A 26,687-nucleotide genomic window follows, 5' to 3' on the forward strand; every position below is an offset into this window, starting at 1 on the left:
GTCCTCTTCATCGCCTGACGTCGCCATGGCCGCGCGCCATGCCGCGCCCGCCGCGGTGGGCGGGCGGCGTTGGCGACGTCGTGGCCTGAAAGCGCTGCTAGCGCTGTTGCTGCTGGCGATCGCGGCGATGCTGCTCGATCTCGCGTTTCCGTTACCGTTGCCGAAAGCGCGCGATGCCGGCGCGGTGGTGGTCGCGCGCGACGGCACGCCGCTGCGCGCGTTCGCCGATCGCGACGGCGTGTGGCGCTATCCGGTCGATGCGGCCAAGGTGTCGCCGCTGTATCTGCAGGCGCTGTTGAATTACGAAGACCGCTGGTTCTGGAAGCATCCGGGCATCAACCCGGTGGCGATGCTGCGCGCGGCCGGGCAATGGGCGCGCAGCGGGCGGGTGGTGTCGGGCGGATCGACCTTGACCATGCAGGTCGCGCGCATTCTCGATGCGCAGCCGGGGCAGAACCGGCGCAGCCTGTGGTCGAAATCGCGGCAGATGCTGCGCGCATTGCAACTCGAGGTGCATCTGAGCAAGCCGCAGATCCTCGCCCTGTACCTCAATCGCGCGCCGTTCGGCGGCACCGTCGAAGGCGTGGAAGCGGCGAGTTGGGCCTACCTGGGCAAGCCGTCCTCGCGTCTGTCGCATGCCGAAGCCGCGTTGCTGACGGTGCTGCCGCAATCGCCGAGCCGGCTGCGTCCGGATCGCGAGCCCGAACGCGCGCGTGTCGCCCGCGACAAGGTGCTCGCGCGCATGGCCGCGTTGGGTGTGTGGTCGCGCGCGCAGGTCGAGGATGCGCGGGTCGAACCGGTGGTCGCGCGCTCGCTGCAACCGCCGCGCTACGCGCCCTTGCTCGCGCAGCGCCTGCGCTTCGCCGATCCAAAGACGGCGCGGGTGCTGTCGACGATCGATCTGCCGTTGCAGCGCACCTTGGAGGATCGGGTCGCGGCGTACTTTTCCAGCTTGCCCGAACGCACCTCAGCGGCGCTGCTGGTGGTCGACAACGCGAGTCTTGAAGCGCGCGCCTACGTGGGTTCGGTGACCTTCGGCGACGCCGCGCGCCTCGGCCACGTCGACATGGTCCAGGCCTGGCGTTCGCCGGGCTCGACCCTCAAGCCGTTTTTGTACGGACTCGCGCTCGACGACGGCCTGATCCATTCGGAAAGCCTGTTCGTCGACGCGCCGCAATCCTTCCACGGTTATCGGCCGGGCAATTTCGATGCCGCCTTCAACGGCCCGGTCGGCGCGGCGACCGCGTTGCGGCTGTCGCTCAATGTGCCCGCGGTGGATCTGCTCGATCGGGTCGGCCCGGTGCGATTCTCGGCGCGGCTCGCGCATGCCGGCATCGACCTGCAATGGCCGCGCGGCGCGCAGCCGAATCTGGCGATGATCCTCGGCGGCACCGGCGCGCGATTGGAAGATCTGGTCGGCGCGTATGCGGCGTTCAATCGTGAAGGCGTCGCCGGACGCGTGCGCTATCAACCCGATGCGCCGGTGCTGGAACGGCGGCTGATGTCGCCGGGCGCGGCCTGGATCGTGCGCGAGATTCTCGAAGCCAATCCGCGCCCGGGCAGCGTCGAACAGACGCTCGATGCGAGCGGCCGCCCGCGCGTGGCCTGGAAGACCGGCACCAGTTACGGCTTCCGCGATGCCTGGGCCTTGGGCAGCACGCGGCGCTACACGGTCGGAGTCTGGGTCGGCCGGCCCGACGGCACGCCGCTGCCGGGCCAGTACGGCGCGGTGACCGCGCTGCCGCTGTTGTTCGAAGTGATCGACAGTCTGCCGCGCCAGCGCGGCGACGCGACGCCGCGACCGCAGCCGGCCGATGTCGAACAGATCGAGGTGTGCTGGCCGCTCGGCCTGCCGCCGGATCCGAGCGCGCCGCAGCTATGCCATCGGCGCATGCAGGCCTGGACGCTGGACGGCTCGGTGCCGCCGACCCTGGCCGAGCGCGACGCGCGGCTTTGGAATGCCGGGGTCGAGCGCTACGAGGTCGATGCGCGCAGCGGCTTGCGAGTGTCGGCCGATTGCGCCAAGCCTCACGAACGCAAGGCGCTGGAACTGGCGCGCTGGCCGGCGCTGGCGTCGCCCTGGCTCGCCGCCGATACGCGCAAGGCCGCGCGCTTGCCGGCGCTGTCGCCCGATTGCATCGACGACGGCCGCGACGCGATCGAAGAGCTGCGTATCGAAGGCATCGACGATCTCGCCACCCTGGCGCGCGCGCCGGGCAATGCGACGCCGCTGCGCCTGTCGCTGCGCGCGCTCGGCAGCGACGCGCGGGTACGTTGGCTGCTCGACGGTCGGCTGATCGGCGAATCGCAGGGCCGCGCGCGTTTCGATCACGATTTCGGCGAGGTCGGCGATCACACCTTGACCGCATTGGCCGATACCGGCGCGTGGTCGCGGATCAGGTTCCGGGTGTTGCGATGAGTGGCGATCCTCGAGGTGATCGCGCGCTAAGACCTTAGGCTCAGCGCTGTTTGCGACGTTCGTCCAGCGACACGACTTTGTCGCCGGAACCGCTCTGCGACGTTGCGTTGTTCGACGCCGCTTTTTTTGACGATGCGTTTGCCGATGGCGCGGATGTCCCCGACGTAACCGACGGCTTGTTATCCGCACGTTTGCGGCGTAACCGCTGCAACGCCCACGGCAGCACGCCCCAGGCAGTGCGACCGTCCAGCGGCGCGATCGGCAGCAGGTTGAGGATCGCGTTCAACAGGTTCATCGGCCCCCATACCAGCACGACCGCGCCCAGCGGCAAGCGCAGCGGTTCGGCCAGGTGCGGGCTCAGCAGCGACAACGCGATCGCCAGCGCGAACAGCAGCATCTGCGCGCCGACGCCGCCCCAGGCGACCGCGATCTCCTGGCCGGGCGTGCGCGCGGCTTCGTAGCTGCACAGGCCGTGCAACGGAAAAATCCGCAGCGCGTACACCCGCAAGCGGTTGTGCCGCGCGACCCAGGCGTGGCCAGCCTCGTGGGCGACGATCAGCGACAGATAAGCGGCGATGCCGCTCATCACCGTGGCCGGATCGCGACTGAACAACAGCGCCAGCAACACGATCAGCAACACCGACCAGTGAAAGCTCACCGGCGCGCCGAACAGGCGGAACAAGGTCGGTTCGCTACGGTCGGTCGACATCGGCGTTCACAAACGAGGGGGTCGGGTTCACCGCGGCATGGTAGCGCGAGCTTGCGAGCGGTGCCGCAGGCGCGTGGGGTCAGGGATGGGGCACTGCCTGACAAGCAGCATGGGGCCGGGCGATGCTATACATCGCCGCAACAGACGGCCCGGCCTGCGACAATGGCCGCCGCAATGCCGGAATCGGGCGCTCTCGCCCGATTCGCACTACATCGAGCGCCGACAGGGAGAATCCAGTGGCCACCAGCACTACCCACGACTTCGGTCGCATCGACGCGCAGCGTCTGCCCGAGCTGCTGCGCCGCATGCCCAAGGCCGAGCTGCACATGCATATCGAAGGCTCGCTGGAACCCGAGCTGATTTTCGCCCTGGCCCAGCGCAACGGCGTCAGCGTGCCGTACGCCGATGTCGAAGCGCTGCGCAAGGCTTATGCCTTCAGCAACCTGCAGAGCTTTCTCGATATCTACTACGCCGGCGCCAGCGTGCTGCTCACCGAGCAGGACTTCTACGACATGGCCTGGGCCTATCTGCAGCGCGCCGCCGCCGACAACGTCGTGCATACCGAGATGTTCTTCGATCCGCAGACCCACACCGCGCGCGGCGTGTCGGTCGAGACGGTCATCAACGGCCTGCATCGCGCCTGCGTCGACGCGCAGGCGCAGTTAGGCGTCAGCGCGCTGTTGATCCTGTGTTTCCTGCGTCATCTCAGCGAACGCGAGGCGTTCGAAACGCTGGAACAGGCGTTGCCATTGCGCGACAAGTTCATCGGCGTGGGCCTGGATTCGAGCGAGCTGGGCCATCCGCCGGAGAAGTTCGCGCAAGTGTTCGCGCGCTGCCGCGAACTGGGCCTGCGCCTGGTCGCGCATGCCGGCGAAGAGGGGCCGCCGGCCTATGTGTGGAGCGCGCTCGACGTGCTCAAGGTCGAGCGCATCGATCACGGCGTGCAGAGCGTCAAGGACCCGGCGCTGATGCAGCGGCTCGCGCAGGACCGCATCCCGCTCACCGTGTGTCCGTTGTCGAACCTGAAACTGTGCGTGTTCCCGGACCTGCGCCAGCACAACCTCGGCGCGTTGCTCGACGCCGGCCTGGTGGCGACGGTCAATTCCGACGATCCGGCCTACTTCGGCGGTTACGTCAACCAGAACTTCACCGAGACCTTCGCCGCCACCGGCCTGGGCGCGCGGCAGGCGTGGCAGCTCGCGGCCAACAGCTTCGAGGGCAGCTTTATCGAGGCCTCGGCCAAGCGCGCTTACATGGACCGGCTCGATCAGGTGTTCGCCACGTTCTGATCCGCAAGCGGTTTCGGGCTAGGCAAACACTGCGCGCAAACAAACAACCCCGAGTTCGGCGGGGTTGTTTTTTTGATGCATCCGGATGCGACTGGGTGCGTCGCTCAGCGGCCGGTCCAGCCATCGAGCATGTCGGCCAGTTCGTCGGCGTGTTCTTCTTCCTGCGCCAGGATGCTTTCCATCATGCGCTTGGTGGTGGTGTCCTTGTCGCCGATGAAGTTGATGATCTCGCGGTAGCTGTCGATCGCGATGCGTTCGGCGACCAGATCCTCCTTGACCATGTCGCGCAGGTCGCTGCCCTCGACGTATTCGGCGTGCGAGCGCTTGGACAGCACATCGGGGTTGAGGTCGGGTTCGCCGCCGAGTTGCACGATGCGTTCGGCGATCAGGTCGGCGTGCGCCTGTTCTTCGTTGGCGTGCTCGAGGAATTCGGATTTGACCGCGTCGGCCATCAGCCCGCTGGCCATGAAGTAGTGGCGCTTGTAGCGCAGCACGCAGACGATCTCGGTCGCCAGGGCCTCGTTGAGCAACCGGATCACCGCTTCGCGGTCGGCGGTGTAGCTGTCGGTGATCGCGCCGTCCTCGATGTGCTTGCGGGCGCGGGCGCGGATGGCGGCGATATCGGTCACGAAGGCCGACGGTTTCGCGGCGGGTTTGTGAGCAGATAGCTTGCTGACGGGCTTGGCGGACATGACGTCTCCTGGCAGTCGGGGGAAGGGCAGGGAACCTCGGCTTGCGTGATGGGTGGGAAGAAGCGGGCCCGGATGCGTTCCGGGCCCGCGGTGATCGGACCTGTTTGAGTCAGACCTGTTCGAGCATGTACTCGGCCGAGGACACGCGGTACTCACCGGGCTCCTCGACATGCAGTTGCTTGACCACGCCGTCGTCGACATACAGCGCGAAGCGCTTGGCGCGGGTGCCCATGCCGTAGGCGCTGGCGTCGAGTTCCAGGCCGAGCGCGCGGGTCAGGTCGCCGTTGCCGTCGGACAGCATGATCATGCCCTCGGGCACGTGCTGGCTCTGCGCCCAGGCCTGCATCACGAACGGGTCGTTGACCGCGAGGCAGGCCACTTCGATGCCCTTGGCGCGGAAGTCCTCGAAATGCTGGACGAACCCGGGCAGGTGCTTTTCCGAGCAGGTCGGGGTGAAGGCGCCGGGCACCGCGAACAGCACCGCCTTGCGGCCGTCGAACAGGGCCCGGGTGTCGACCGCTTCGATGCCCTGGTTGATGCGCTTGAGTACGACTTCGGGCAGGCGTTCGCCGACCTGGATGCTCATGGGGTTCTCCTGATAGTGGGTGCGAGTCTAGGCAGGCGGGTCTAAACACCGCGTCAACGACTTGAAATCGCGGTCATAGTCGCCATGCTGTCGGGTTAATGATGCGTCAAGGCGGGCTGGGCGGACAGCGCCGCGGCCGCGCGACGCCGCCGGAGCGATCGATGCAGTTCAAGGATTACTACGAAACTTTGGGTCTTGAGCCCAGCGCGGGCGAAGCCGAGATCAAGACGGCGTATCGCCGGCTTGCGCGCAAGTACCATCCCGACGTCAGCAAGGAGGCCGGCGCGGAGGAAAAATTCAAGGCGGTCAACGAAGCTTACGAGGCGCTGCGCGATCCGCAGAAGCGCACCGCCTACGATCAACTGCGCGCGCGCGGTTATCGGCCGGGCGACGAGGTGCAGGCGCCTCCGGGCGGCTTCGGTGGCGGCTATGGCGGCGGCAATCCGGATTTCGAGGAAATCTTCGCCGGCGGCGGCGCGGGCGGCGGCTTCAGCGACTTCTTCGAGAACCTGTTCGGTCGTGGCCGTTCGGCCGGTGGCGGCTTCGGCGGCAACCCCGGCGCGCGTCCGGCGCCGCCGCGCGGCGACACCCGCGCCAAGTTGGCGATCTCGCTGGAACTGGTCCACGAAGGCGGCAGTGTCCGCATTTCGGTCAACAACAAGACCCTGGACGTGCGCGTGCCCAAGGGCATCCGTCCGGGCCAGCTGATCCGGCTCGCGGGGCAGGGCACGCATGGCGATCTGCTGCTGGAAATCGAATACGCCGCGCATCCGCAGTTCGAAGTGGACGGCCGCAACGTGATCCATGTGCTGCCGCTGGCGCCGTGGGAAGCGGCCTTGGGCGCGACGATCAGCGTGCCGACCCTGGGCGGGCCGGTCGATCTCAAGATTCCCGCCAATTCCGAAGCCGGCCGCAAACTGCGCCTGCGCGGACGTGGCCTGCCGGGCACGCCGGCGGGCGATCAGATCGTCGAGCTCGAAGTGCTGGCGCCGCGGCCGCAGACGGACGCGCAGCATGAGGCGTACGAGACGATGCGGTTGGCGTTTGGTGAGGATTGGCGAAGGGAGTGAGGGTGGGATGGCGGTGGGGGCGATGCGCGGGTAAATCGTTCGTGCGCCGTCGTGTAGTGATCTGCGGTTGATGCGCGGTCGGCTCATGTTGGTCGTTGTGACTGCATTTCTCTGATGCACAGACCGTTTGACGCTGATGCCTGCATGTTTCCCACACGATTCAATTGCTCACCCCTTGCCGCAACTTCCAGCCCGTCATTCCCGCGAACGCGGGAATCCAGCGACTTACGCTTCCGATGCGATGCAGCTTGGATTGCCACGAATCGCATATGCGCTCCCTGCTGCGCCAGCACGAAAGTCACTGGATTCCCGCGTTCGCGGGAATGACGGCTGGGTAGTACGCCGGTCAGATGAAGCCGCGTCAGCGGGGCGCTCGTTCTTGCTCGTCATCCCCGCGAAGGCGGGGATCCAGAGACTTCAGAGTCCTGCTTCGGTGAAGCCATGGATTCCCGCGTTCGCGGGAATGACGGCTGGGTAGTGCGCCGGCCAGATGAAGTCGCGAACTGCGCGGCCGTTGCTCTTGCTCGTCATCCCCGCGAAGGCGGGGATCCAGAGACTTCAGAGTCATGTCGCGGTGAAGCCCNNNNTCTTCGCGGGAATGACGGTTGGGTAGTACGCCGGCCAGATGAAGCCGCGCACTGCGCGGCAGTTGCTCTTGCTCGTCATCCCCGCGAAGGCGGGGATCCAGAGACTTCAGAGACATGTCGCGGTGAGGCCCTGGATCCCCGCCTTCGCGGGGATGACGGTTGGGTAGTACGCCGGCCAGATGAAGCCGCGCACTGCGCGGCACTTGCTCTTGGGCGCATAGCGCCCCAGGCACGCAGCGTCGCCCGGCACCAATCAAAACAATCCCGACCGAAAACAATCCCGACCGGGCACAGAACCACCCACAGAGTCCTGGCCCAGCACACGACCACGCAAAAATAATCCCGGCCGAAGCCGGGATCGTCTCTACCCAAAGCCGCGCGGATCGCCCGCTTCGCCCATTCAGCCCGCCGAGGGCAACAACTGGCCGATGATCTCGGACAGGTCGGTCTCGCTGAACGGCTTGGTGATGTAGGCCTTGGCGCCCTGACGCATGCCCCAGACGCGGTCGGTGTCCTGGTCCTTGGTCGTGACCAGCACGATCGGGATGTGCTTGGTCGTTGCCTCGCGGCAGATCGAGCGGGTGGCCTGGAAGCCGTTGAGGTTCGGCATGACCACGTCCATCAGGATCATGTCGGGCAGCTCGCGCTTGGCCGCCTCGACGCCGGCGGCGCCGTCTTCCGCGGTCAGTGCTTCGTGCCCCAATTTCTCGACGATGCGACGGATGCCCATCAACTGGGACGGCGAATCGTCGACGATCAAAATACGCGCCATGTGTTTCCCCCAAGGATCTGCGGCCGATTGTAGCGACGCGGCGCGCGGCTGCAATGCCAACTAGATCACGACCAGGGTTCGGCCCACCGAACCGCCTGCCAGCATGCCACCAAACACCTGCGGCAACTGTGCCAAACCGACCTCGCGGGTGCATATCCGGTCCAAGTGCGCGGGTTTCCAGTCGCTGCCCAGGCGCTGCCAGACGCGGTCGCGGATGTCGCGCGCGGTGCCGGCCGAGGCGATCCCGAGCAGGGACACGCCGCGGATGATGAACGGCATGACCGTGCTGTCCAGTTCCGCGCTGGCGGCCAGCCCGGCGGTGGCGACGTTGCCGTAGGGCGCGGTCTGCGCGAGCAGGCTGGCCAGCATCGGCCCGCCGACGTTGTCCAGGCCGCCGCCGAAACGCACCGATTCCATCGGCCGCGCGGTCGCCAGCGCGTCGCGGTCGAGCACCTGGCTGGCGCCGATCGAGCGCAGATAATCGGCCTGATCGGCCTTGCCGCTGATCGCGTGCACTTCGAAACCGGCGCGGCTGAAGATGTCCAGCGCCAGCGAGCCCACGCCGCCGGTGGCGCCGGTGACCGCGAGCGGGCCGTGCTCGGGCGTCTGCCGGTTGTCGAGCAGCCGATGCAGCGCGAGCGCGGCGGTGAAACCGGCGGTACCCAGGATCATGCTCTCGCGCAGGCTCAGGCCGGCCGGCAGCGGGATCACCCACTGCGCCTGCAGGCGCGCGTACTCGCTGTAGCCGCCGTCGCGGGTCTCGCTGAGGCCGCAACCGGTGACCAGGACCGCATCGCCCTCCTTGAAGCCCGCATCGCGCGAGGCGACCACATGCCCGGCGACGTCGATGCCGCCGACCAGCGGAAATCTGCGCAGGATCTTGCCCTCGCCGGTGCCGGCCAGCGCGTCCTTGAAGTTGACCGAGGAGAACGCGGTCTTGATCACCACCTCGCCCGGTGCGAGATCGTCCAGCGTCACCTGCTCGATGCCGCTGCGATAACCGGCGTCGTCGTTGTGGATGCGGAAGGCGTTGAAGGTGCTGGGCGTGGTCATCGGCGCGGACTCGTGGTGTACGGCGCGATGATAGCTGAGGGCCGGGATTCGGGATTGGGGATTCGGGATTAGTGAAAGCACAGCGGGAGGCGGAGTTGCGAGTGCGACAGCACTTTGATTTTGCCAATCCCCAATCCCGAATCCCGAATCCCGGCCCTCAACCAATATCGCTGGAAGTAGGCACCACCTCGCGCTCGGACTTGATCCGCTTGGACCATTTCCGGGCGCGCTTGTATTCCTTGTCGTCGCTGTCGAGCAACTGGATGCGGCCCAGTTCGACCTTCCACAGCAACTGGTTCTGGGTGGTGAACACGATCAGCGGCTTGCGGTATTGCAGACTCATGAACACGTGGAACATGGTCGGCGCGGCCGAGGTCAGGTGGCTGACGTAGAACGCCTCGGCCTTCTTCAACTGCTTGCCGTCGTAGTTGAGGCAACTGCGGGTCTGCTCGTAGTGATCGAGGATGCGTTCGCCGCGTTCGTCCATGCGGAACATGGTGTAGCCGCCCATCGGCACGTCGTCGTCCTGCCACGGCGGCATCATGAACACGAAAATCTGCGGCTTGTGGTCTTCTTCGACGTCGAACACGACGAGGTTGGGCGGGGTGTCGCTGCAGTACAGCGGTTTTTGCGTGCGCGCCAGGGTCTGCGCGGCCATCAGCTTTTGTTCGCGCGGATTGGCCGGGCGCGGCGGGTCCAGGCGCTTGGTGCCGCGCACGCCGAACGGCTGCATGTGCAGGCTGGACTGCGCGAACGAGATCAGTGTGTCGCCGTCCTGGCTGAAGTAGTTCACATCGACGCGGTCGCCGCGGTCATCGGTCAACCAGCCCTTGGGCGAACCGGGGAAATCCTTCAAGGCACCGATCTTGAGCAACTCGCCGCTGGTCAGCCACGCGGCCATGTCGTGGCGGCGGATCAGGCTGCCGACGTTCTCGGCGATCAGCACGTCGCTCTGGTACTTGAGCGGGATGTCGCAGGCGATGCGGCGGCTGCGCGCGTCGGCATCGGCGGGCAGTTCCTTGGCCAGGTCGCAATCGCCGCCGCGCGCGGCCGGTTTGGACGGCTCGGCCGCGAGCGAGGCGGTCGGCAGCAACGCCAGGACGAGGCAGGCGGCCAGCAGTCCGCGGCGGGTGGTGAAGGCCATCCTCGAATCCTTTCTGGGGTTGGGCCGACTATACGGGGTCGCCCGGCGAACTGCCGAGGGCGCCGATCGCGGATGCGCAACTCATGATCGAACGCATCCGCAGCGACGGCGCGAACGCCGTCGACGCGGTCGTGCCGTCAGCGCAAGGCGTTGCGGCGCTTCTCGTCCAGCCACTTGGAGGCCGCAGCCGGGGTGTAGCCCTGCATCCAGCCGAGCATCGCGTCGATGTCGTCGCCGTGCCACAGGTCGTTGCGTTGATCGGCATGCACGAAGCGCTCGGCGACCATGCGATCGAGCATCGTCATCAGCGGCGCGTAGAAGCCGTCGATGTCGAGAAACGCGCAGGGCTTGTTGCCGATGCCGAGCTGGCGCCAGGTCAGCATCTCGAACATTTCGTCGAGCGTGCCGAAGCCGCCGGGCAGGGCGACGAAGCCGTCGGCCAGGTCGAACATGCGCGCCTTGCGCTCGTGCATCGAGCCGACGATTTCGAGCTTGCTCAGGCCGCGATGGGCGACTTCCCAGTTGACCAGTTGCTCGGGGATCACCCCGATCACTTCGCCGCCGCCCTCGAGCACGGCGTCGGCGACCACGCCCATCAGGCCGACGTTGCCGCCGCCGTAGACCAGGGCGATGCCGTCCTTGGCCAGGCGATTGCCGAGCGCCATCGCGCGTTCGGTATAGATCGGCTTGGCGCCGGCGTTGGAGCCGCAGTAGATGCAGATGCTTTTCATGGGGACGGGAATCGGGAATGGGGAATGGGGAATAGGAAAAAAACGGAACGGCAAGAGCGGCGAGGCAGGTTTCGGGAGGCCCAAAAGCGAATCGGGAACCGGACGGGCGCGTTGCGCTCTTCCGATTCCCGATTCTCCATTCCCGATTCCCGGCTTAATTCGCCTTGTGAATCGCGCGCTTGTCCACCGCCATCGCCGCATCGTGGATCGCTTCCGACAAGGTCGGATGGGCGTGACAGATGCGCGCGAGGTCGTCGGCGGAGCCGTTGAACTCCATGGTCAGCACGCCTTCGTGGACGAGTTCGGACACGCCGACGCCGACCAGGTGCAGGCCCAGCACGCGATCGGTCTCGGCGTGCGCGATGACCTTGACGAAGCCGGCCGGCTCGCCCATCGCCACCGCGCGGCCGATCGCCGCGAACGGGAAGCTGCCGGTCTTGTACGGGATGTTCTCGGCCTTGAGCTGCTGCTCGGTCTTGCCGACCCAGGCGATTTCCGGCTCGGTGTAGATCACCCACGGCACGGTGTCGAGGTTGACGTGACCCGGCAGGCCGGCGATGAGTTCGGCGACCGCGATGCCTTCTTCGAAACCCTTGTGCGCGAGCATCGGCCCGCGCACGCAGTCGCCGACCGCCCACACGCCGTCGACGCCGGTGTGGCAGTGTTCGTCGACTTCGATCTGACCGCGCTCGTTGATCTTGACGCCGGTGCCTTCCGCGAGCAGACCCTTCGACGCCGCGCGACGGCCCACGGCCACCAGCAGCTTATCGACGACCAGTTCCTGATCGGACTTGCCATCGTTGTAGGTCAGGTGCACGCCGTCCTTCTGGATGTCGGCCTTGCTGACCTTCGCGCCGAGCTTGATCTCCAGGCCCTGCTTCTTGAATTCCTTGGCAGCGGTCTTGGCGACCTCGGCATCGGCGGCGGCGAGGAACTCGGGCAGCGCTTCAAGGATGGTGACTTCCGAACCCAGGCGCTTCCACACGCTGCCCAGTTCCAGGCCGATCACGCCGGCGCCGATCACGCCAAGACGCTTGGGCACTTCGGTGAAATCCAGCGCGCCGACGTTGTCGACGATCTTGTCGCCGTCGAACTTCGCGAACGGCAGTTCGATCGAATCCGAACCGGCGGCGATGATGACGTTGGTGCCCTTGAGCTCGACCTCGGAACCGTCGTGCTGCTTGACCTTGACGATGTTGCCCGGGTGCAGGACGCCGAAGCCGTAGTACGGGGTGATCTTGTTCGCCTTGAACAGCATCGCGATGCCGCCGGTGAACTGCTTCACGATCTTGTCCTTGCGACCGACCATGGTGGCGACGTCGATCTTGGCGTTGTCGGCGCTGATGCCGTGTTCGCCGAACAGGTGCTGCAGGTTCCAGAACTGGCGCGAACTGTCGAGCAGCGCCTTGGACGGAATGCAGCCCACGCGCAGGCAGGTGCCGCCGAGGGCGGGCTTGCCGTCCTTGCCGAGTGCCGCGTCGATGCAGGCGGTCTTAAGACCGAGCTGGGCGGCGCGGATGGCGGCGTGATAGCCGGCGGGGCCGGCGCCGATGACGACTACGTCGAATTGTTCAGACATCAGATATTCCTTTCCTTTTCCCTTCTCCCGCTGGCGGGAGAAGGTGCCCGAAGGGCGGATGAGGGGGCGGGGAGGGCGTCGCTGCTGCGGAAGGCCCTCANGGGAGAGGGGCTCGTGGCATTACATGCCCAGCAGCATGCGATGCGGATTTTCCAGCTGGTTCTTGATGTCGACCAGGAACAGCACCGCGTCCTTGCCGTCGATGATGCGGTGGTCGTAGCTCAGCGCGATGTACATCATCGGCGCGGCGACCACGGCGCCGTTCTCGACGATCGCGCGTTCCTTGATCGCGTGCATGCCGAGGATGGCCGACTGCGGCGGGTTGACGATCGGGGTCGACATCAGCGAGCCGAAGGTGCCGCCGTTGGTGATGGTGAAGGTGCCGCCCTGCAGGTCTTCCAGCGCCAGCTTGCCGTCGCGCGCCTTCTTGGCGTAGTCGCCGATGGCCTTCTCGACGTCGGCGAAGCCCATGCGCTCGACATTGCGCAGCACCGGCGTGACCAGACCCTTCTCGGTCGACACCGCGATCGAGATGTCGGCGTAGCCGTGATAGACCACGTCGTTGCCGTCGACCGAGGCGTTGACCACCGGGTGACGCTGCAGCGCGTTGGCCGCGGCCTTGGCGAAGAAGCTCATGAAGCCCAGCTTGACGCCGTTGGCCTTCTCGAACGACTCGCCCAGCTCCTTGCGCATGGCCATGACCTTGCCGAGGTTGACTTCGTTGAACGAGGTCAGCATCGCGATCGAGTTCTTCGACTGCATCAGGCGCTCGGCGATTCGCGCGCGCATGCGGGTCATCGGCACGCGTTCTTCCGGACGCGCGCCGGCGGCGTTGCCGACGCCGCCGTTCTTGGCGTAATTGAGGATGTCTTCCTTGGTCACCGCGCCCTTGCGGCCGGTGCCTTCGACCTGCGAAGCGTCGATGCCTTCCTTGTTCGCGGTGAAGCGCGCGCCCGGGGGCAGTTGGTCGTTGGAGGTCGGGGCGGCGGCCTTCGGCGCCTCGGCGGCATTGGCCTTGGGCGTGATCGGCTGCGCGCCGGCGGCCGGGGTCGCGTCGACCTTGGCCGCGGCCGGAGCGGCTTCGGCCGCGGGCGCGCTGGCGGCGGCGCCGGCTTCGACGATCGCGAGCAGCTGCGAGCTGGTCACGGTCGCGCCTTCCTCGAACTTGATTTCCTTGAGCACGCCGTCGACCGGCGAGGGCACTTCGAGCACGACCTTGTCGGTTTCCAGGTCGACCAGGTTCTCGTCGCGCTTGACCGCATCGCCGACTTTCTTATGCCAGGTGGCAATGGTGGCGTCGGAGACCGACTCGGGCAGAACGGGGACTTTGATCTCGGTGCTCATGGGGCAGGCATCCTGGAGTGCTTGAATGTGGGTATGCGTAGTGGGGTCGTCGAAGCACCAGCGCCTTATTCGGCGCTGGACTCTCCGTGCAGCGAATTGACCAGCGCGTCGGCGACCAGCTTGGTCTGCTCGGCGATATGGTCGGCCAGGTGGCCGGCGGCCGGCGACGGCGAACGCGCGCGTCCGACGTAATGCAGCGCTTGCTTCGGCCCCAGGCAGGCGGTCAGGTGATGGCGGATCTGGTACCAGGCGCCCTGGTTCTGCGGCTCTTCCTGACACCACACCACGTCGGTGGCCGTGCCGAAACGCTTGAGCTCGGCGGCGAGGGCTTCGCGCGGGAACGGATACAGCTGTTCGATGCGCACGATCGCCACATCGTTCAGCCCATCCTTCTGCGCTTGCTCGTACAGGTCGAAATAGACCTTGCCCGAGCACAGCACCACGCGCTTGACCTTCTTGACGTTGGCCGCGGCGTCGGGGATCAGGTGTTGGAACTCGCCCTCGGCCAGTTCCTCCAGGGACGACACCGCGAGCTTGTGGCGCAGCAGCGACTTGGGCGTCATCACCACCAGCGGCTTGCGCGTGCTCATGCGCATCTGCCGGCGGATCATGTGGTAGGCCTGGGCCGGGGTGGTCGGCACGCAGACCAGCATGTTCTCAAGCGCGCACAGCTGCAGGAAGCGCTCCAGGCGCGCCGAGCTGTGCTCGGGGCCCTGGCCTTCGTAGCCGTGCGGCAGCAGCAGCACCAAGCCGCACAGACGGCCCCACTTGGCTTCGCCGGAGGACAGGAACTGATCGATGACGACCTGGGCGCCGTTGGCGAAATCGCCGAACTGCGCTTCCCAGATGTCCAGGGTCATGGGATCGGCGGTCGAGTAGCCGTATTCGAACGCCATCACCGCTTCTTCGCTGAGCAGCGAGTCGATGATGGTGACGTCGGACGGGTTCTTGACCAGCTGGCGCAGCGGCAGGATGTACTCGTCGCTGGTCTGCTCGTGCTGGATCGCGTGACGGTGGAAGAAGGTGCCGCGGCCGCTGTCCTGGCCGACAAGGCGCAGCTTGTAGCCTTCGCTGATCAGGCTGGCGTAGGCCAGGTTCTCGGCGAAGCCCCAGTCGCCCGGCAGCTCGCCGGCGGCCATCTTGCGGCGGTCTTCGTAGATCTTGGCCACGCGCGGGTGCAGCTTGACCGTGTCGGCGACGGCGTTGATCTGGGTCGCGAGCGCGTCGAGCTTGGCGCGATCGAAGGTGGTGTCGACCGGATCGCTGAGCTTGCCCGACAGGTACTTGGACCAGTCGATGGTGAATTCGTCCGGCTTGACCTCGACCAATTCGGTGGTGACCGCGCCGGCGTCGAGTTTGTCGCGGTACTGGTCGACCAGCGCCTGCGCGTCCTCGGCCTTGAGCGTGCCTTCGCCGACCAGTTGTTCGGCGTAGAGCTCGCGCGGGGTCTTGTGCTTGCGGATCACCTGATACATCAGCGGCTGGGTCGCGGCCGGCTCGTCGGCCTCGTTGTGGCCGTGGCGGCGGTAGCAGACCAGGTCGATGACCACGTCGCGGCCGAAGCGCTGGCGGAAGTCCAGCGCCAGCTCGGCGCAGAACACCACCGCTTCGGGGTGATCGGAGTTCACGTGCAGGATCGGCGCGCCGACCATCTTGGCCACGTCGGTGCAGTACAGCGTGGACCGGGCGTCCTGGCGCTCGCTGGTGGTGAAGCCGACCTGGTTGTTGATGACGATGTGGACCGTGCCGCCGACCGCGAACCCGCGCGCCTGCGACATCTGGAACAGCTCCATGCCCACGCCTTGACCGGCGAACGCGGCATCGCCGTGCAGCAGGATCGGCAGCACCTGGGCGCGGCCCTTGTCGCCGCGGCGGGTCTGGCGCGAACGCACGCTGCCGGCGACCACCGGGTTGACGATCTCAAGATGCGAGGGGTTGAACGCCAGCGCCAGATGGACCGGGCCGCCGGGGGTGGCGACGTCGGCGCTGAAGCCCATGTGGTACTTCACATCGCCGGTGTGGGCGTGCTCGTCGTGCTCGAACTTGCCTTCGAACTCGTCGAACAGCTTGCGCGGCGGCTTGCCCAGGGTGTTGACCAGGACGTTGAGGCGGCCGCGGTGGGCCATGCCGATCACCACGTCCTGCACGCCTTGTTCGCCGGCGCGGCGGATGGTCACGTCCATCAGCGGGATCAGCGCGTCGCCGCCTTCCAGCGAGAAGCGCTTCTGGCCGACGTACTTGGTGCCGAGGTAGCGCTCCAGGCCGTCGGCGGCGGTAAGCCGCTCGAGGATGCGCTTCTTGTCTTCGGCGCTGCGGCCGTACTTGCCGGCCGCGGTTTCCAGGCGCTCGTACATCCAGCGACGCTGTTCGGCGTCGGCGATGTGCATGAACTCCGCGCCGATCGGGCCGGTGTAGGTCGCCTTGAGCAGGGCGAGCAGGTCGCCGAGCTTCATCCGCTCCTGGCCGGCCACGCCGCCGGTCGAGAACTCGACCGATTGGTCGCTCTCGGACAGGCGGTGGAAGCCCAGCGCCAGGTCCGGCGCGTCGGGCTTGGCCAGCAGGCCCAGCGGGTCGATGTCGGCGGCCAGGTGGCCGCGCGAACGGTAGGCGGTGATGACCTTGCCGACGGCGCGTTCGCGCTCGTCGCTGCCGCTCGGTCCGCCGGCCGGGGAGGCGATCGCGCCGCGGGCGGCGGCTTTGCCGGCCTGGGCGATGCTCTCGATCGCGGCCGAATGCGGAACATCGCCGGCTTCGCGGCCCTTGAAGCCGTCGAAGTAGCTTTTCCACTTGGCCCCGACGCTGTCGGGATCGACCAGGTACTGCTCGTACAGGTCTTCGATGAAGGCGGCGTTGGCGCCGAGTTGCGAGGATTGCGAAAACTGCTTGAGGAGGCTGTCCACGATGGCTATCGGGAAACTCTTGGGGGCGGAAGTGGCGTCGCGCGGGCGCACGGAGGCGCTGGGCGCGGACAAGGCTGAGAATTATAGCGGTAGTGTTAAGCCCAGCGGCATAACTACTTATGTCTAAGTGGCCGATTCGGTTCGATTTCGTCGATCGCGGGGCCGATAAGCGCGATTCGGACCGTTCCGGCAATGCCGCTCAGGTCTTGGGCCGGGGCGGCGGCGTTTCAAGCGCCGAGGGTAGGGCGGGCAGGTCTGCGAGCCTCGGGGCAGGTCGATGAAAACGATATCTCTCGACCAAGCCGCGGAGGTTTTCTGTAGCAGGCCGTTCGCCGACACGGGCCGGTCCGCGATGCCGTGGCCGCGCGCGGGGCGACGTGGTCCGTTGAGGTGGAGGTCGTTTTCGCGAAAGTGGCCCTGTCCGTTCCAGGCGGCCTTGTTCATGCGCGGGAGCTGAGGTCAGCCGGCTTAGGTTGCTCAGATGCCCAGCGCCCGGTACTCGCTGCACGGCCGCGCGCGTTCCCACACCGGATCGAAGTGCGCTCGCAGCTGGCGCGCGCGCGGCCCGCCGTCGAGCCGGGTCTCGCCGTCGAAACGGTTGCCCAGGGTGCGGTAGTACCAGCCGTCGCGGTCGTTGACCGCATAGGCCGAGGCATAGGTCTGGTCGACCGGCTCCTCGATCGCGCGGAACGCGAAGGCGCTCGGCAGGCGCTGGGCCAGCCCGATCAGCGGCGCCAGGGCGCGCTGCGGCGCGGCCGGTTCGTGCAGCACGATGCGGGTGACGCCGCCGCCGGTGGCGAACCGGCGCAGCGCGGTGGTGACGTCGCTACGGTCGAGCAGGCCCGGGTCGAGCTCGCGGCTATAGATCGACAGGCCGCGGCGGGCGCCGGCGATCACCCCGAGCATGGCCGCCAGAGCGGCGTCGCGGGTTTCGACCGGGTTGGCTGCGCCCAGCAGCAAGCGCATCGAGCGGTGTTCGATCCCGGCCTCGAAGAAGCGCTCGCCGTACGGCAGAAAACCGTGACGCGCGTAGAGCCGTTGCGCCGGCAGTTGCGCGTGCAGGGTGATTTCGCGCCAACCCAGCTCACCGGCCCGTTGCAGCAGCGCCGCGAGCAGAGCCTCGCCGACGCCGCGGCCGCGCCACGCAGCGAGCACGGCCATGCGGCCGATGCGCCGGTCCGGGGTCAGCCGGCCGGTGCCGATCGGGGTGCCGTCGTCGGCGAAGGCCAGCACGTGCTGGCATAACGGGTCGTGGGCGTCGAGTTCCAGTTCGGCCGGGACGTTCTGTTCCTGCACGAACACGGTCTCGCGCACCTGCCGCAGCGCCGGCAGGGCGGCGGCGTAATCGAGCACCGCGACCACCTGGAACCCCGCGCTCATGCCTCGTCTCCCGCGTCCTCGCTGTCGTCGTCGCCGTCATCGTCCAGGCCGAGGCGGTAGTGGCCGCCGGCGATCAGTTCCTGCACGCAGGCGCGGCCGGTCTCCGACAGCGCCGAATAGGTTTCGGCATCGATCTCCACCGCCGCGGCGATGGTCTGGGCGTCGCGCGCGGGCAGGGCGAATTCCTGGCCACTGACGTACAGCCGCGCCGCCTTGCCCTTGGCGTGGGCCTTGCGCCAGGCCATCCGCGACCACGGGTGCCGCCACAGCGAGGCGCCGCGTTCCAGGTCCCATTCGATCTCGATCCGCGAGCGCGGCTCCTCATTGCCGGCGCTGACCTCGCCCGCGGCGCGGTACACAGTAATGAAGCGGCCGAACCAGTCGCCGAGGCGATCGGGATCGTTCATGCGCATCGCGTTCAAGGCCTCGACCACCCGGCCCATCGCGGTCGCGTCGATCTCGTTGGGATCGCGCGGCGGGCTCAGGTCGGGGTCGCGGTAGCGCAGGCTGTCGTCGGCCTCGCCGGCCAGGGTGTCGATGTAATCGCCCATCAGCTCGGCCGCCGACGGCGCGCGCATGCCGACCGAGAAGGTCAGGCAGGCGTCTTCGGCGACGCCGTGGTGCGGCACGCCCGGCGGCAGGTACAGCATGTCGCCGGGGCCGAGCACCCAGTCGTGGCTGGGGTCGAATTCGCGCAGCAGTTTCAGGTCGGCGTCGGGGCGGAAATCCTGCGGCGCATCGGGGCGCGCGTCGATCTGCCAGCGCCGGTGGCCCTGGGCCTGCAGCAGGAACACGTCGTACTGGTCGACGTGCGCGCCGACCGAGCCGCCCGGCGCGGCGAACGAGACCATGATGTCGTCGATGCGCCAGCGCGGCAGGAAATCGAACGCCGGCAGCAGCGCGGCGACGTCGGCGTCCCATTTGTCGACGTCCTGCACCAACAGCGTCCAGTCCTGTCGCGGCAGGCCGGGGAAAAAGGATTCTTCGAACGGCCCGTGCCGCAATGCATACACATCACTGTCGCGATCGTGCTCGATCACCCGCGCCAGCACGCCTTCCTCGCAGGCCAGACCGGCGAGATCCTCGGGCTGGATCGGCGATTGCAGGCCGGGGAAGGCGTTGCGGATGAGCAGCGGGCGCTTTTGCCAGTAGTCGCGCAGGAACACGGCCGGGCTCATGCCCAGCGGCGGATGGGTGGCGGCGTCGACCTCGATCGCCGGAGCGGAGGTCTGGCTGCGGGCGGGGCTTGCGACGGGTTTCTTTGCCATGGGTACAGATCGGATCGCGCTCGGTTCGCGCGGATAACGCCATTGTCGCCGATGTGACGATGCGTGGTGAGGCGCGTGCGTCACCGAACCGGTCCGTTCGGCCGCTTTGAATCGGCCTGCGCGGTGATCGCGATTCGCCGCCGTTCGGACTTTGCCGGCCGGCTGTTGCGTGTTCGTGCCTGCCCGGACGTGGGTCGGCCCGATCCGATCCAATCCGAACGAAGGCGACGCCAAGGCTCGAACGCCAACCGTGGCGGCTAGACTGCCGACAACCAGGGAGACGCAATGGGAATCGTACTGCCGCGATGGGTCTGGATCGGCACGGCCTGCCTGGCCGCGATCGCCGGCATGATCAATGCCATCGGCTATCTCGGCTATGAGCATCAGGCGGTCACGCATCTGACCGGCACCACGACCCTGCTCGGGATCGCGCTCGCTCACGGCCAGGGCCGAGTGGCGATCGATCTGGCCCTGGTCGGATTGTCGTTCGTGTTCGGCGCGGTGCTGAGCGGCCTGATCATCCAGGACAGCACTTTGAAGCTGGGGCGTCGCTATGGCGTGGTGCTGGCCGTGGAGGCGGCCTGTCTGTTCGCGGCGGTGCCGTTGATGGAACGCGACGTGCATGCCGGGGTGATGCTCGCCGCGGTCGCCTGCGGCCTGCAGAACGCGATGGCCACGACCTACAGCGGCGCGCTGATCCGGACCACCCATCTGACTGGCTTGTTCACCGACGTCGGCGTCGCGCTCGGCCATTGGCTGCGCGGGCTTCCGGTCGGCACGCGGCGGGTGTGGCTGTGCCTGGTGGTGATCTGCGGCTTCCTGGCCGGCGGGGCGATCGGCGCGGTGTTGTTTCAGGCATGGAGTTATCGGGCCTTGTATGTCCCGGCGATGCTGACCGGCATCACCGGGGTGTCGTACGCGTTGTATCGGCACTGGGCGCTGCGCAGGCCCGTGCGAGACGGATGAGGCCGGGCGAGTTTCAGTCGGCGATCTCGTCGTAGCCGCGTCCCAGGAATTGCAGCAGGCACCAGCCATGCCCGAACGGATCGGCGATCTGCACGATCCGGCCCCAGTTCGCGCTGCGGATCGCGCCTTCCTGTTGCGCGCCGGCGGTCAATGCACTGCGCAGGGTCGCGTCGAGGTCGTCGACCACCACATCCAGATGCAGCGGCGACCAATGCCGCGCGTAGCGGCGGATGTCGTCGCCCGCGGCCGCGGAGCCCTCGGGTTTGCGCAACAGATAGATCGGCGCCTGTCCGCCGAGCAGTTCGATCACCTCCACGCCCAGTCTGCGCCCGACGTGCAAGCCGAACGCGTGGGTGTAGAAACGCGTGGCCGCGTCAAGGTCGGGGACGTCGATATTGATCAGCTGCTGCATCGTCACGCTCCGGGGGATCGAGGGCGGAGTGTCGCGCGGTTCGCGCTAAGGCGATGTGGCGGCGCGTTTCAATGAGTGGGCGCAGGCTCTTCATGGCTCGGGACGTTGCCGGGCCGGTCGGCCCGTTCCTTGCTCAGGCGCGCGTCGAGCTTCTCGGTGCCGGTCGCGGCGTAGGCGCGGCACGCGCCGATATCGACCAGAGCGATGCCGGAGGCCGGATCCAGGCGTTCGAGTAATCGGCTCGCGCTCGGATGCGGCGTCAGCAGGATCTCGCAGGGCAGTCCGGCGATGGAAGCCAGGCTGTTGCGGAAGGCCGCGACCATCTCGGCGTTGTCGCTGTAGCGATACACCTTGTCGGAGAACGGAGTGACGCTGTCGGCATAGACCGTCGCGCGGCAGGTCGCGCCATCGCACGAGGACCAGGTCCAACTGGTGCCGCCAGCGGTATGGCCGGGCGTGGCGTGGGCGGTCAGCACGACCGTCCCGACGCGCAGAGTCTCGCCGTCGCCGATGCGCTGCACCGAAACCACCGGCGGAAACTTCGCCACGCTCAGGAACTGTGGATCGCCGCGATCGCTGTGGCCGCGTTCCAGCGCGGTCGCGGCGGGTTCGCGCGCGACCACGCGCGCGCCGGTGTCGCGCTGCAGGCGCGCGATGCCGCCGACGTGATCGATATGTTCGTGCGAACTGACGATGTAGCGCACGTCCTTCGGCTCGAAGCCGAGCGCGCGGATGTTGGCTTCGATTCGCGGCGCGGCCTTGTCGGTAACGCCGTCAATGAGGATGTGGCCGGCGTCGGAGGTGATCAGGATCGCGCTGATCGCGCAGGTGCCTACGTACCAGGTGTTGGCGTAAATATGGCGCGGCGCGGTCGGCTCGTCCCAGCTCGGATCGGCGGAGCAGGGCGCGGGCGCAGCGACGTTCGCGATGCGGTCATTGTCGGCGCGCGGCGCGCTTGCGCAGGCGGCGAGAATCGATGAGATGAGCGAAGCGGCCAATACGCCGGTGCGAAAACGCATGTGCGAAACCCTTGCGGAACAGTGGCGATCACTATCTCCGATTCGGATGCCCCGCGAAGCAAAAAGAAATTGTGGCAGCAGAAAGAGGAATTTTTGTTTCTGTGTCGCAGTGACTTTTGGAGTGGCTGGAACTGCGACCGCGGCACTGCGTTTGCGACGCAAGTTTCGCCGTAGTTGAGTATTCGCTGTCGCGGCTCGCGCCGCTCCTACAGTGAGAAACGTAGCCACGTCCGAGCGACTGTAGGAGCGGCNCGCGACCACGAAACTGCGGTTGCGACGCACGTTTCGTCGTACTTGAGTATTCGCGATTGCGGCTTGCGCAGCTCCTACAGCGAGGAACTCACCTGCGAAGCGGCGCAAGTTACGCGCGCCGGATCAGATCTCGCGTGCCAACCGCTCGGCCAGGCCGGTGTAGCTGCCCGGGGTCATCGCCAGCAACCGCTGCTTGTCCTCGGCCGGCAGTTCCAGCGAGGCGATGAACTCGCGCATCGAGGCTTCGTTGATGCCCTGGCCGCGGGTCAGCGCCTTGAGCTGTTCGTACGGGTTCGGCAGGCCATGGCGGCGCATCACCGTCTGTACCGCTTCGGCCAGCACTTCCCAGGACGCGTCGAGATCGGCGGCCAGACGCTCGGGATTGACGCTGAGCTTGCCCAGGCCGCGCATCAGCGCGTCGATGCCGATCAAGGCGTGGCCGAACGCGGTGCCGAGCGCGCGCAGCACGGTCGAGTCGGTCAGGTCGCGCTGCCAGCGGCTGATCGGCAGCTTGGCGGCGAAATGTTCGAACAAAGCGTTGGCGATGCCGAAGTTGCCTTCGGCGTTTTCGAAATCGATCGGGTTGACCTTGTGCGGCATGGTCGAGCTGCCGATTTCGCCGGCCTTGACCGCCTGCTTGAAATACCCCAGCGAGATGTAGCCCCACACGTCGCGGCACAGGTCGATGCAGATCGTATCGATCCGGCGCTGCGCGTCGCACAGCTCGGCGATGCCGTCGTGCGGCTCGATCTGAGTGGTGTAGGGCTGCCAGTCCAGGCCCAGCGAGGCGACGAAACGCTCGCAGAACACCGGCCAGTCGATGTCCGGATAAGCCGAGACGTGGGCGTTGTAATTGCCGACCGCGCCGTTGATCTTGCCCGGCATCTGCGCGCCGGCCAGGGTCTCGCCCTGGCGTTGCAGACGCGCGACCACGTTGGCCAATTCCTTGCCGACCGTGGTCGGCGACGCGGTCTGGCCGTGGGTGCGCGACAGCATCGGCAGCGCGGCGTGGGCATGGGCCATAGCGCGCAGGGCCTGGATCAGCTCGTCCAGCCGCGGCAGCAGCACATGCTGGCGGGCCTGGTTGAGCATCAGCGCGTAGCTGAGGTTGTTGATGTCCTCGCTGGTGCAGGCGAAATGCACGAACTCCAGCGCCGGCCCCAGCTCGGCGTCGTCCTTGAGCCGTTCCTTGATCAGGTACTCGACCGCCTTGACGTCGTGATTGGTGGTGCGCTCGATCTCCTTGACCCGCGCCGCATCCTCGACCGACAACCCGTCGGCCAGCGCGCGCAGGCGCGCCGCGGCCGCGTCGGAGAACGGCTTGAGCTCGACGATGCCCGGCTCGTTGGCCAGCGCCAGCAGCCACTCGACCTCGACCTTGACGCGGGCCTTGATCAGGCCGAATTCGGAAAAGATCGGCCGCAGCGCATCGACCTTGCCGGCGTAGCGGCCATCGAGCGGGGACAGGGCGAGCAGAGCGGTCTGGGGGTCGGCGGACATGGCACACGCAGGGCAGGAAACAGTCCGCCATTCTACCTTACGGTCCGTGGCGTGCCGGGCGCTCCCTGTAGGAGCGGCGCGAGCCGCGACCGCGGGGTTGCAGGGTCGCGGCGCAAACTTGTCACTCCGCGNNNNGCCGCTGCTACAGGAAGCTTTGCGTGAGTCCGACCTCGCCGGATCGGGCGAAACGCCCGCGTGCACTCGACGCGCGGTGCGACCACGGCGATCATGACGTCCGCCAGCGGAATCGTAATGCCAGCACGGCGCGGTCCTTCGCTCTTGCGAAGCTCGGCCGCGTCCCGACCTCTCGATGTGATGCACGGCCCCTGCGCCGCGCGTCTCCCCCACGACTCAATGGAGTTGGCAATGGCGTCCAAATCAAAGAATCCGGCGAAGACTCCGGGCAAACCCCCGACCCGCACCTCGGCCAAGCCCGCGCAAGCCCCGGCCGCCCCGGGTTTCCGCCGCGAACACGACAGCATGGGCGAGCTCAGCGTCCCCATCGACGCCTTATGGGGCGCGCAGACCCAGCGCGCGGTGCAGAACTTCCCGATCTCGGGGGTGCCGATGCCGCGCGAATTCATCCGCGCGCTGGCGCTGGTCAAGGCTGCTGCGGCCCAGGTCAACGGTGGGCTCGGCCTGCTCGACGCCGGCGTGGCCAAGGCGATCGGCGCCGCCGCGGCGCAGGTCGCCGACGGCCGCTTCGACGCGCATTTCCCGATCGACGTCTATCAGACCGGCTCGGGCACCTCGAGCAATATGAACGCCAACGAGGTCATCGCGACCCTGGCTTCGCGCGCGGGCAAGCACACCATTCATCCGAACGATCACGTCAATCTGGGCCAGAGCTCGAACGACGTGATTCCGACCACGATCCGGGTGTCGGCGCAGTTGGCGGTAGTGGAATCCCTGCTGCCGTCGCTCGCGCATCTGCGCAAGACCATTCAGCGCCGCGCCAAGGAACTGGCCAAGACCACCAAGACCGGCCGCACCCATCTCATGGACGCCATGCCGCTGACGTTCGGACAGGAGTTCGACACCTGGGCCGCGCAGCTCGATTCGGCTCAGCAGCGCATCGAAGACAGCCTCAAGCGCCTGCGCCGGCTGCCGATCGGCGGCACCGCGATCGGCACCGGCATCAACGCCGACCCGCGCTTCGGCAAGGCGATGGCGAAGGCGCTGTCGGCCGCGACCGGCACGCGCTTCGAATCGGCGGCGAACAAATTCGAAGGCCTGGCCGCGCAAGACGATGCGGTCGAACTGTCCGGCCAGCTCAGCGCCCTTGCGGTGGCCCTGACCAAGATCGCCAACGATCTGCGCTGGATGAATTCCGGCCCGCTGGCCGGCCTGGGCGAGATCGAGTTGCCGGCGCTGCAGCCGGGCAGTTCGATCATGCCCGGCAAGGTCAACCCGGTGATTCCCGAGGCGATGGCGATGGTCTGCGCGCAGGTGATCGGTCACCACGCGGCGATCACCGTGGCCGGGCAGAGCGGCAATTTCCAGCTCAACGTGATGCTGCCTCTGATCGCCTACGACCTGCTCGATTCGATCCGCCTGCTCGGTAACGCCATGCGCCTGCTCGCCGACAGCGCGATCGCCGGCTTGCGCGCGCGCGAGGCGCATGTGCGCGAGGCGCTCGACCGCAATCCGATCCTCGTCACCGCGCTCAATCCGCTGATCGGTTACGAGAAGGCCGCGGCGATCGCCAAGCAGGCCTATAAGGAGGGCCGGCCGGTGCTGGAGGTGGCGATCGAGGTCACCGGGCTGCCGGAAAAACAACTGCGCCGGCTGCTCGATCCGACCCGGCTGACCCGCGGCGGCATCCAGGCCGGCGGGGCCGGCGGCGGGGGCGGTTGAGCCTGAGTGAACGTCGCCCGCTTCAATTCATGTCAGAGTGTGATTAAAGTCTGGCTCCGGATGCCGTCGTCGCGGCCGTGCCTTGGGGAAGGGACGGCCCGCGGCCCCGGTGGATCGAATTGTTCCAGGATTTAGTTTCGCGACCGGGGTGGGGTTTTCAGGCGCTGGCGCTTGGATATGCTCGGGGCGTGTTCGGGGATATTCGCGCGTTAGTGCGCGATAATCTCCCGCTGCGGCGGGAAAGCGGCGGCGCGGCGTGCGAAAGCGGGCGGCGCACCAAGAAACTCTCGGGTTTCGATGTCTTTCCCGCGCGTGACCGATTTCGCGACAGGCCCGCGTTGCGCGGGTTTATCGCGAATCCGGCGGCTCAGGCCGCCGGGCAGGTCCGCGAACGCCGGGTAGCGATGGGCGGTTATTGAGCGGTAATCGGTCCGTAATGCCAGGGTTATGTTTGCGGTTTTATGTGCATCGTTGCTCGAGCCGCCGGATGCGTCCGTGCAACGTGTTTTTCCCCCGAACCCCGGATCGCCCCGATCCGGTCAGCCATCACCATGGAGCCTCGCTCATGATGTCCAAGACTTTCTTTCGGTACGCCGCCGTCCTGTCGCTGTTCGCCTGTGCCGCCTGCGCGCCGCAGGACGTGCCGATCGGCGAAGACATAAAGGCCGATGTGGCCTCCCAGGTCGCCCCGGTCGCCGCCGACGCGGCCCAGGCCGCCGTCGCCAGCGTCAAGCCGGCGCACTGATCCACCCGCCCCGGGCCCGGGGGCACGCCTGGCCCGGGGACCGGTTCCGCCTGTCGGCGGATTCGGACAGCCCCGCCATCGCAGACCCTCGGTCTGCGGTGTCGATGAAGTGCAAGCCTGAGCGCGCCCGCATTGCGATTTCGCAATCGTCGCGGCCGCCCAAGACGCCCGTTGCGGGCGCAATTTTTCAGCGTTGACTTCGCCGCGCGCATCGCGCGGCGGTTGCCGGTCGCCGTTCGTAACTCGCTGCGGTTCGATCGGTTCCGCAGCGGCGCTTATCGATTCGGCAGATCACGACGAATCAGGGATAACCCTAGGCTGCCGGTTGTTTGCCATTCGCCATTTGCCTCGCGTTTTCAGCGCCGGGGGCAGCGCTGTGCATAGGCGACAGCGATTCATGGTTATCGGCAGGG

General features: G+C 67.1%; 22 protein-coding genes. 7 read left to right on the plus strand and 15 right to left on the minus strand.

Annotation, left to right across the window (positions count from 1 at the left end):
* The first annotated feature begins 25 nt into the window (after nucleotides 1-25).
* Nucleotides 26-2,419 carry a penicillin-binding protein 1C gene (pbpC, locus tag ASD86_RS18270; protein WP_056113858.1) on the plus strand — a complete coding sequence of 798 codons (2,394 nt, stop codon included), beginning with the start codon at nucleotides 26-28 and terminating at the stop codon, nucleotides 2,417-2,419.
* A 40-nt stretch (nucleotides 2,420-2,459) separates the two neighbouring features.
* On the opposite strand, the gene ASD86_RS18275 is transcribed toward pbpC, so the two are convergent.
* Nucleotides 2,460-3,128, minus strand: coding sequence for a hypothetical protein (locus ASD86_RS18275; RefSeq protein ID WP_056113861.1), 669 nt, complete (start codon nucleotides 3,126-3,128; stop codon nucleotides 2,460-2,462).
* 236 nt (nucleotides 3,129-3,364) lie between these two features.
* Between ASD86_RS18275 and ASD86_RS18280 the strand changes: the two genes are divergently transcribed.
* On the plus strand, nucleotides 3,365-4,417 hold the full coding sequence (locus tag ASD86_RS18280; RefSeq protein WP_235567810.1) for an adenosine deaminase: 1,053 nt from the start codon (nucleotides 3,365-3,367) through the stop codon (nucleotides 4,415-4,417).
* A gap of 104 nt (nucleotides 4,418-4,521) precedes the next feature.
* Here the strand turns inward: ASD86_RS18280 and ASD86_RS18285 are convergent, their stop codons facing one another.
* Both ASD86_RS18285 and ASD86_RS18290 read right to left on the minus strand, forming a co-directional pair.
* On the minus strand, nucleotides 4,522-5,109 hold the full coding sequence (locus ASD86_RS18285) for a ferritin-like domain-containing protein (RefSeq protein WP_056113864.1): 588 nt from the start codon (nucleotides 5,107-5,109) through the stop codon (nucleotides 4,522-4,524).
* Between the two features lie 109 nt (nucleotides 5,110-5,218).
* Nucleotides 5,219-5,695, minus strand: coding sequence for a peroxiredoxin (locus tag ASD86_RS18290; protein WP_056113867.1), 477 nt, complete (start codon nucleotides 5,693-5,695; stop codon nucleotides 5,219-5,221).
* A gap of 161 nt (nucleotides 5,696-5,856) precedes the next feature.
* Between ASD86_RS18290 and ASD86_RS18295 the strand changes: the two genes are divergently transcribed.
* Nucleotides 5,857-6,765, plus strand: coding sequence for a DnaJ C-terminal domain-containing protein (locus ASD86_RS18295; RefSeq protein ID WP_056115128.1), 909 nt, complete (start codon nucleotides 5,857-5,859; stop codon nucleotides 6,763-6,765).
* A 987-nt stretch (nucleotides 6,766-7,752) separates the two neighbouring features.
* Here the strand turns inward: ASD86_RS18295 and ASD86_RS18300 are convergent.
* From ASD86_RS18300 to ASD86_RS18340, 9 genes are all read right to left on the minus strand, one after another.
* The gene (locus ASD86_RS18300) at nucleotides 7,753-8,124 is read right to left on the minus strand and encodes a response regulator (protein ID WP_036104242.1); all 372 of its coding nucleotides are present in this window, start codon (nucleotides 8,122-8,124) and stop codon (nucleotides 7,753-7,755) included.
* A 60-nt stretch (nucleotides 8,125-8,184) separates the two neighbouring features.
* A complete protein-coding gene (locus ASD86_RS18305; protein WP_056113869.1) occupies nucleotides 8,185-9,177 on the minus strand; it encodes a YhdH/YhfP family quinone oxidoreductase in 993 nt (330 codons plus the stop codon).
* Between the two features lie 157 nt (nucleotides 9,178-9,334).
* On the minus strand, nucleotides 9,335-10,321 hold the full coding sequence (locus tag ASD86_RS18310) for a hypothetical protein (RefSeq protein ID WP_056113871.1): 987 nt from the start codon (nucleotides 10,319-10,321) through the stop codon (nucleotides 9,335-9,337).
* Nucleotides 10,322-10,458: 137 nt separating this feature from the next.
* Complete coding sequence (locus ASD86_RS18315) at nucleotides 10,459-11,052, minus strand: TIGR00730 family Rossman fold protein (RefSeq protein ID WP_056113876.1); 594 nt, start codon at nucleotides 11,050-11,052, stop codon at nucleotides 10,459-10,461.
* A gap of 154 nt (nucleotides 11,053-11,206) precedes the next feature.
* Nucleotides 11,207-12,631, minus strand: coding sequence for a dihydrolipoyl dehydrogenase (lpdA, locus tag ASD86_RS18320; protein ID WP_056113879.1), 1,425 nt, complete (start codon nucleotides 12,629-12,631; stop codon nucleotides 11,207-11,209).
* 120 nt (nucleotides 12,632-12,751) lie between these two features.
* A complete protein-coding gene (gene sucB / locus ASD86_RS18325) occupies nucleotides 12,752-13,975 on the minus strand; it encodes a dihydrolipoyllysine-residue succinyltransferase (RefSeq protein WP_056113882.1) in 1,224 nt (407 codons plus the stop codon).
* 65 nt (nucleotides 13,976-14,040) lie between these two features.
* Nucleotides 14,041-16,875: a 2-oxoglutarate dehydrogenase E1 component gene (locus ASD86_RS18330; protein ID WP_056113885.1), complete on the minus strand. Its 2,835-nt coding sequence runs from the start codon at nucleotides 16,873-16,875 to the stop codon at nucleotides 14,041-14,043.
* 477 nt (nucleotides 16,876-17,352) lie between these two features.
* On the minus strand, nucleotides 17,353-18,255 hold the full coding sequence (locus tag ASD86_RS18335) for a GNAT family N-acetyltransferase (RefSeq protein ID WP_056113888.1): 903 nt from the start codon (nucleotides 18,253-18,255) through the stop codon (nucleotides 17,353-17,355).
* The gene (locus ASD86_RS18340) at nucleotides 18,252-19,523 is read right to left on the minus strand and encodes a cupin domain-containing protein (protein ID WP_056113890.1); all 1,272 of its coding nucleotides are present in this window, start codon (nucleotides 19,521-19,523) and stop codon (nucleotides 18,252-18,254) included. The genes ASD86_RS18335 and ASD86_RS18340 overlap by 4 nt, the downstream gene beginning before the upstream one ends.
* Before the next feature lie 285 nt (nucleotides 19,524-19,808).
* On the opposite strand from ASD86_RS18340, the gene ASD86_RS18345 reads away from it, so the two are divergent.
* Nucleotides 19,809-20,489, plus strand: coding sequence for a YoaK family protein (locus ASD86_RS18345; RefSeq protein ID WP_056113893.1), 681 nt, complete (start codon nucleotides 19,809-19,811; stop codon nucleotides 20,487-20,489).
* A gap of 13 nt (nucleotides 20,490-20,502) precedes the next feature.
* On the opposite strand, the gene ASD86_RS18350 is transcribed toward ASD86_RS18345, so the two are convergent.
* From ASD86_RS18350 to purB, 3 genes are all read right to left on the minus strand, one after another.
* Nucleotides 20,503-20,901, minus strand: coding sequence for a VOC family protein (locus ASD86_RS18350; RefSeq protein ID WP_056113896.1), 399 nt, complete (start codon nucleotides 20,899-20,901; stop codon nucleotides 20,503-20,505).
* Between the two features lie 68 nt (nucleotides 20,902-20,969).
* Nucleotides 20,970-21,920, minus strand: a complete 951-nt coding sequence (gene bla, locus ASD86_RS18355) for a subclass B3 metallo-beta-lactamase (RefSeq protein ID WP_056113899.1) — start codon at nucleotides 21,918-21,920, stop codon at nucleotides 20,970-20,972.
* Between the two features lie 375 nt (nucleotides 21,921-22,295).
* On the minus strand, nucleotides 22,296-23,672 hold the full coding sequence (purB, locus tag ASD86_RS18360; protein ID WP_056113902.1) for an adenylosuccinate lyase: 1,377 nt from the start codon (nucleotides 23,670-23,672) through the stop codon (nucleotides 22,296-22,298).
* Between the two features lie 366 nt (nucleotides 23,673-24,038).
* On the opposite strand from purB, the gene ASD86_RS18365 reads away from it, so the two are divergent.
* The 3 genes from ASD86_RS18365 (at nucleotide 24,039) to ASD86_RS18370 (ending at nucleotide 26,274) form a co-directional block, all read left to right on the plus strand.
* Nucleotides 24,039-25,529 carry a class II fumarate hydratase gene (locus tag ASD86_RS18365; protein WP_082578483.1) on the plus strand — a complete coding sequence of 497 codons (1,491 nt, stop codon included), beginning with the start codon at nucleotides 24,039-24,041 and terminating at the stop codon, nucleotides 25,527-25,529.
* 188 nt (nucleotides 25,530-25,717) lie between these two features.
* Nucleotides 25,718-25,948 (plus strand): hypothetical protein, encoded by a 231-nt coding sequence (locus tag ASD86_RS26930; RefSeq protein ID WP_157476828.1) that lies wholly within the window; start codon nucleotides 25,718-25,720, stop codon nucleotides 25,946-25,948.
* Between the two features lie 146 nt (nucleotides 25,949-26,094).
* Nucleotides 26,095-26,274: a hypothetical protein gene (locus ASD86_RS18370; RefSeq protein WP_056113905.1), complete on the plus strand. Its 180-nt coding sequence runs from the start codon at nucleotides 26,095-26,097 to the stop codon at nucleotides 26,272-26,274.
* The last annotated feature ends 413 nt before the right edge of the window (nucleotides 26,275-26,687 follow it).

Source organism: Lysobacter sp. Root690, assembly GCF_001427785.1.
Taxonomy (GTDB): domain Bacteria; phylum Pseudomonadota; class Gammaproteobacteria; order Xanthomonadales; family Xanthomonadaceae; genus Lysobacter.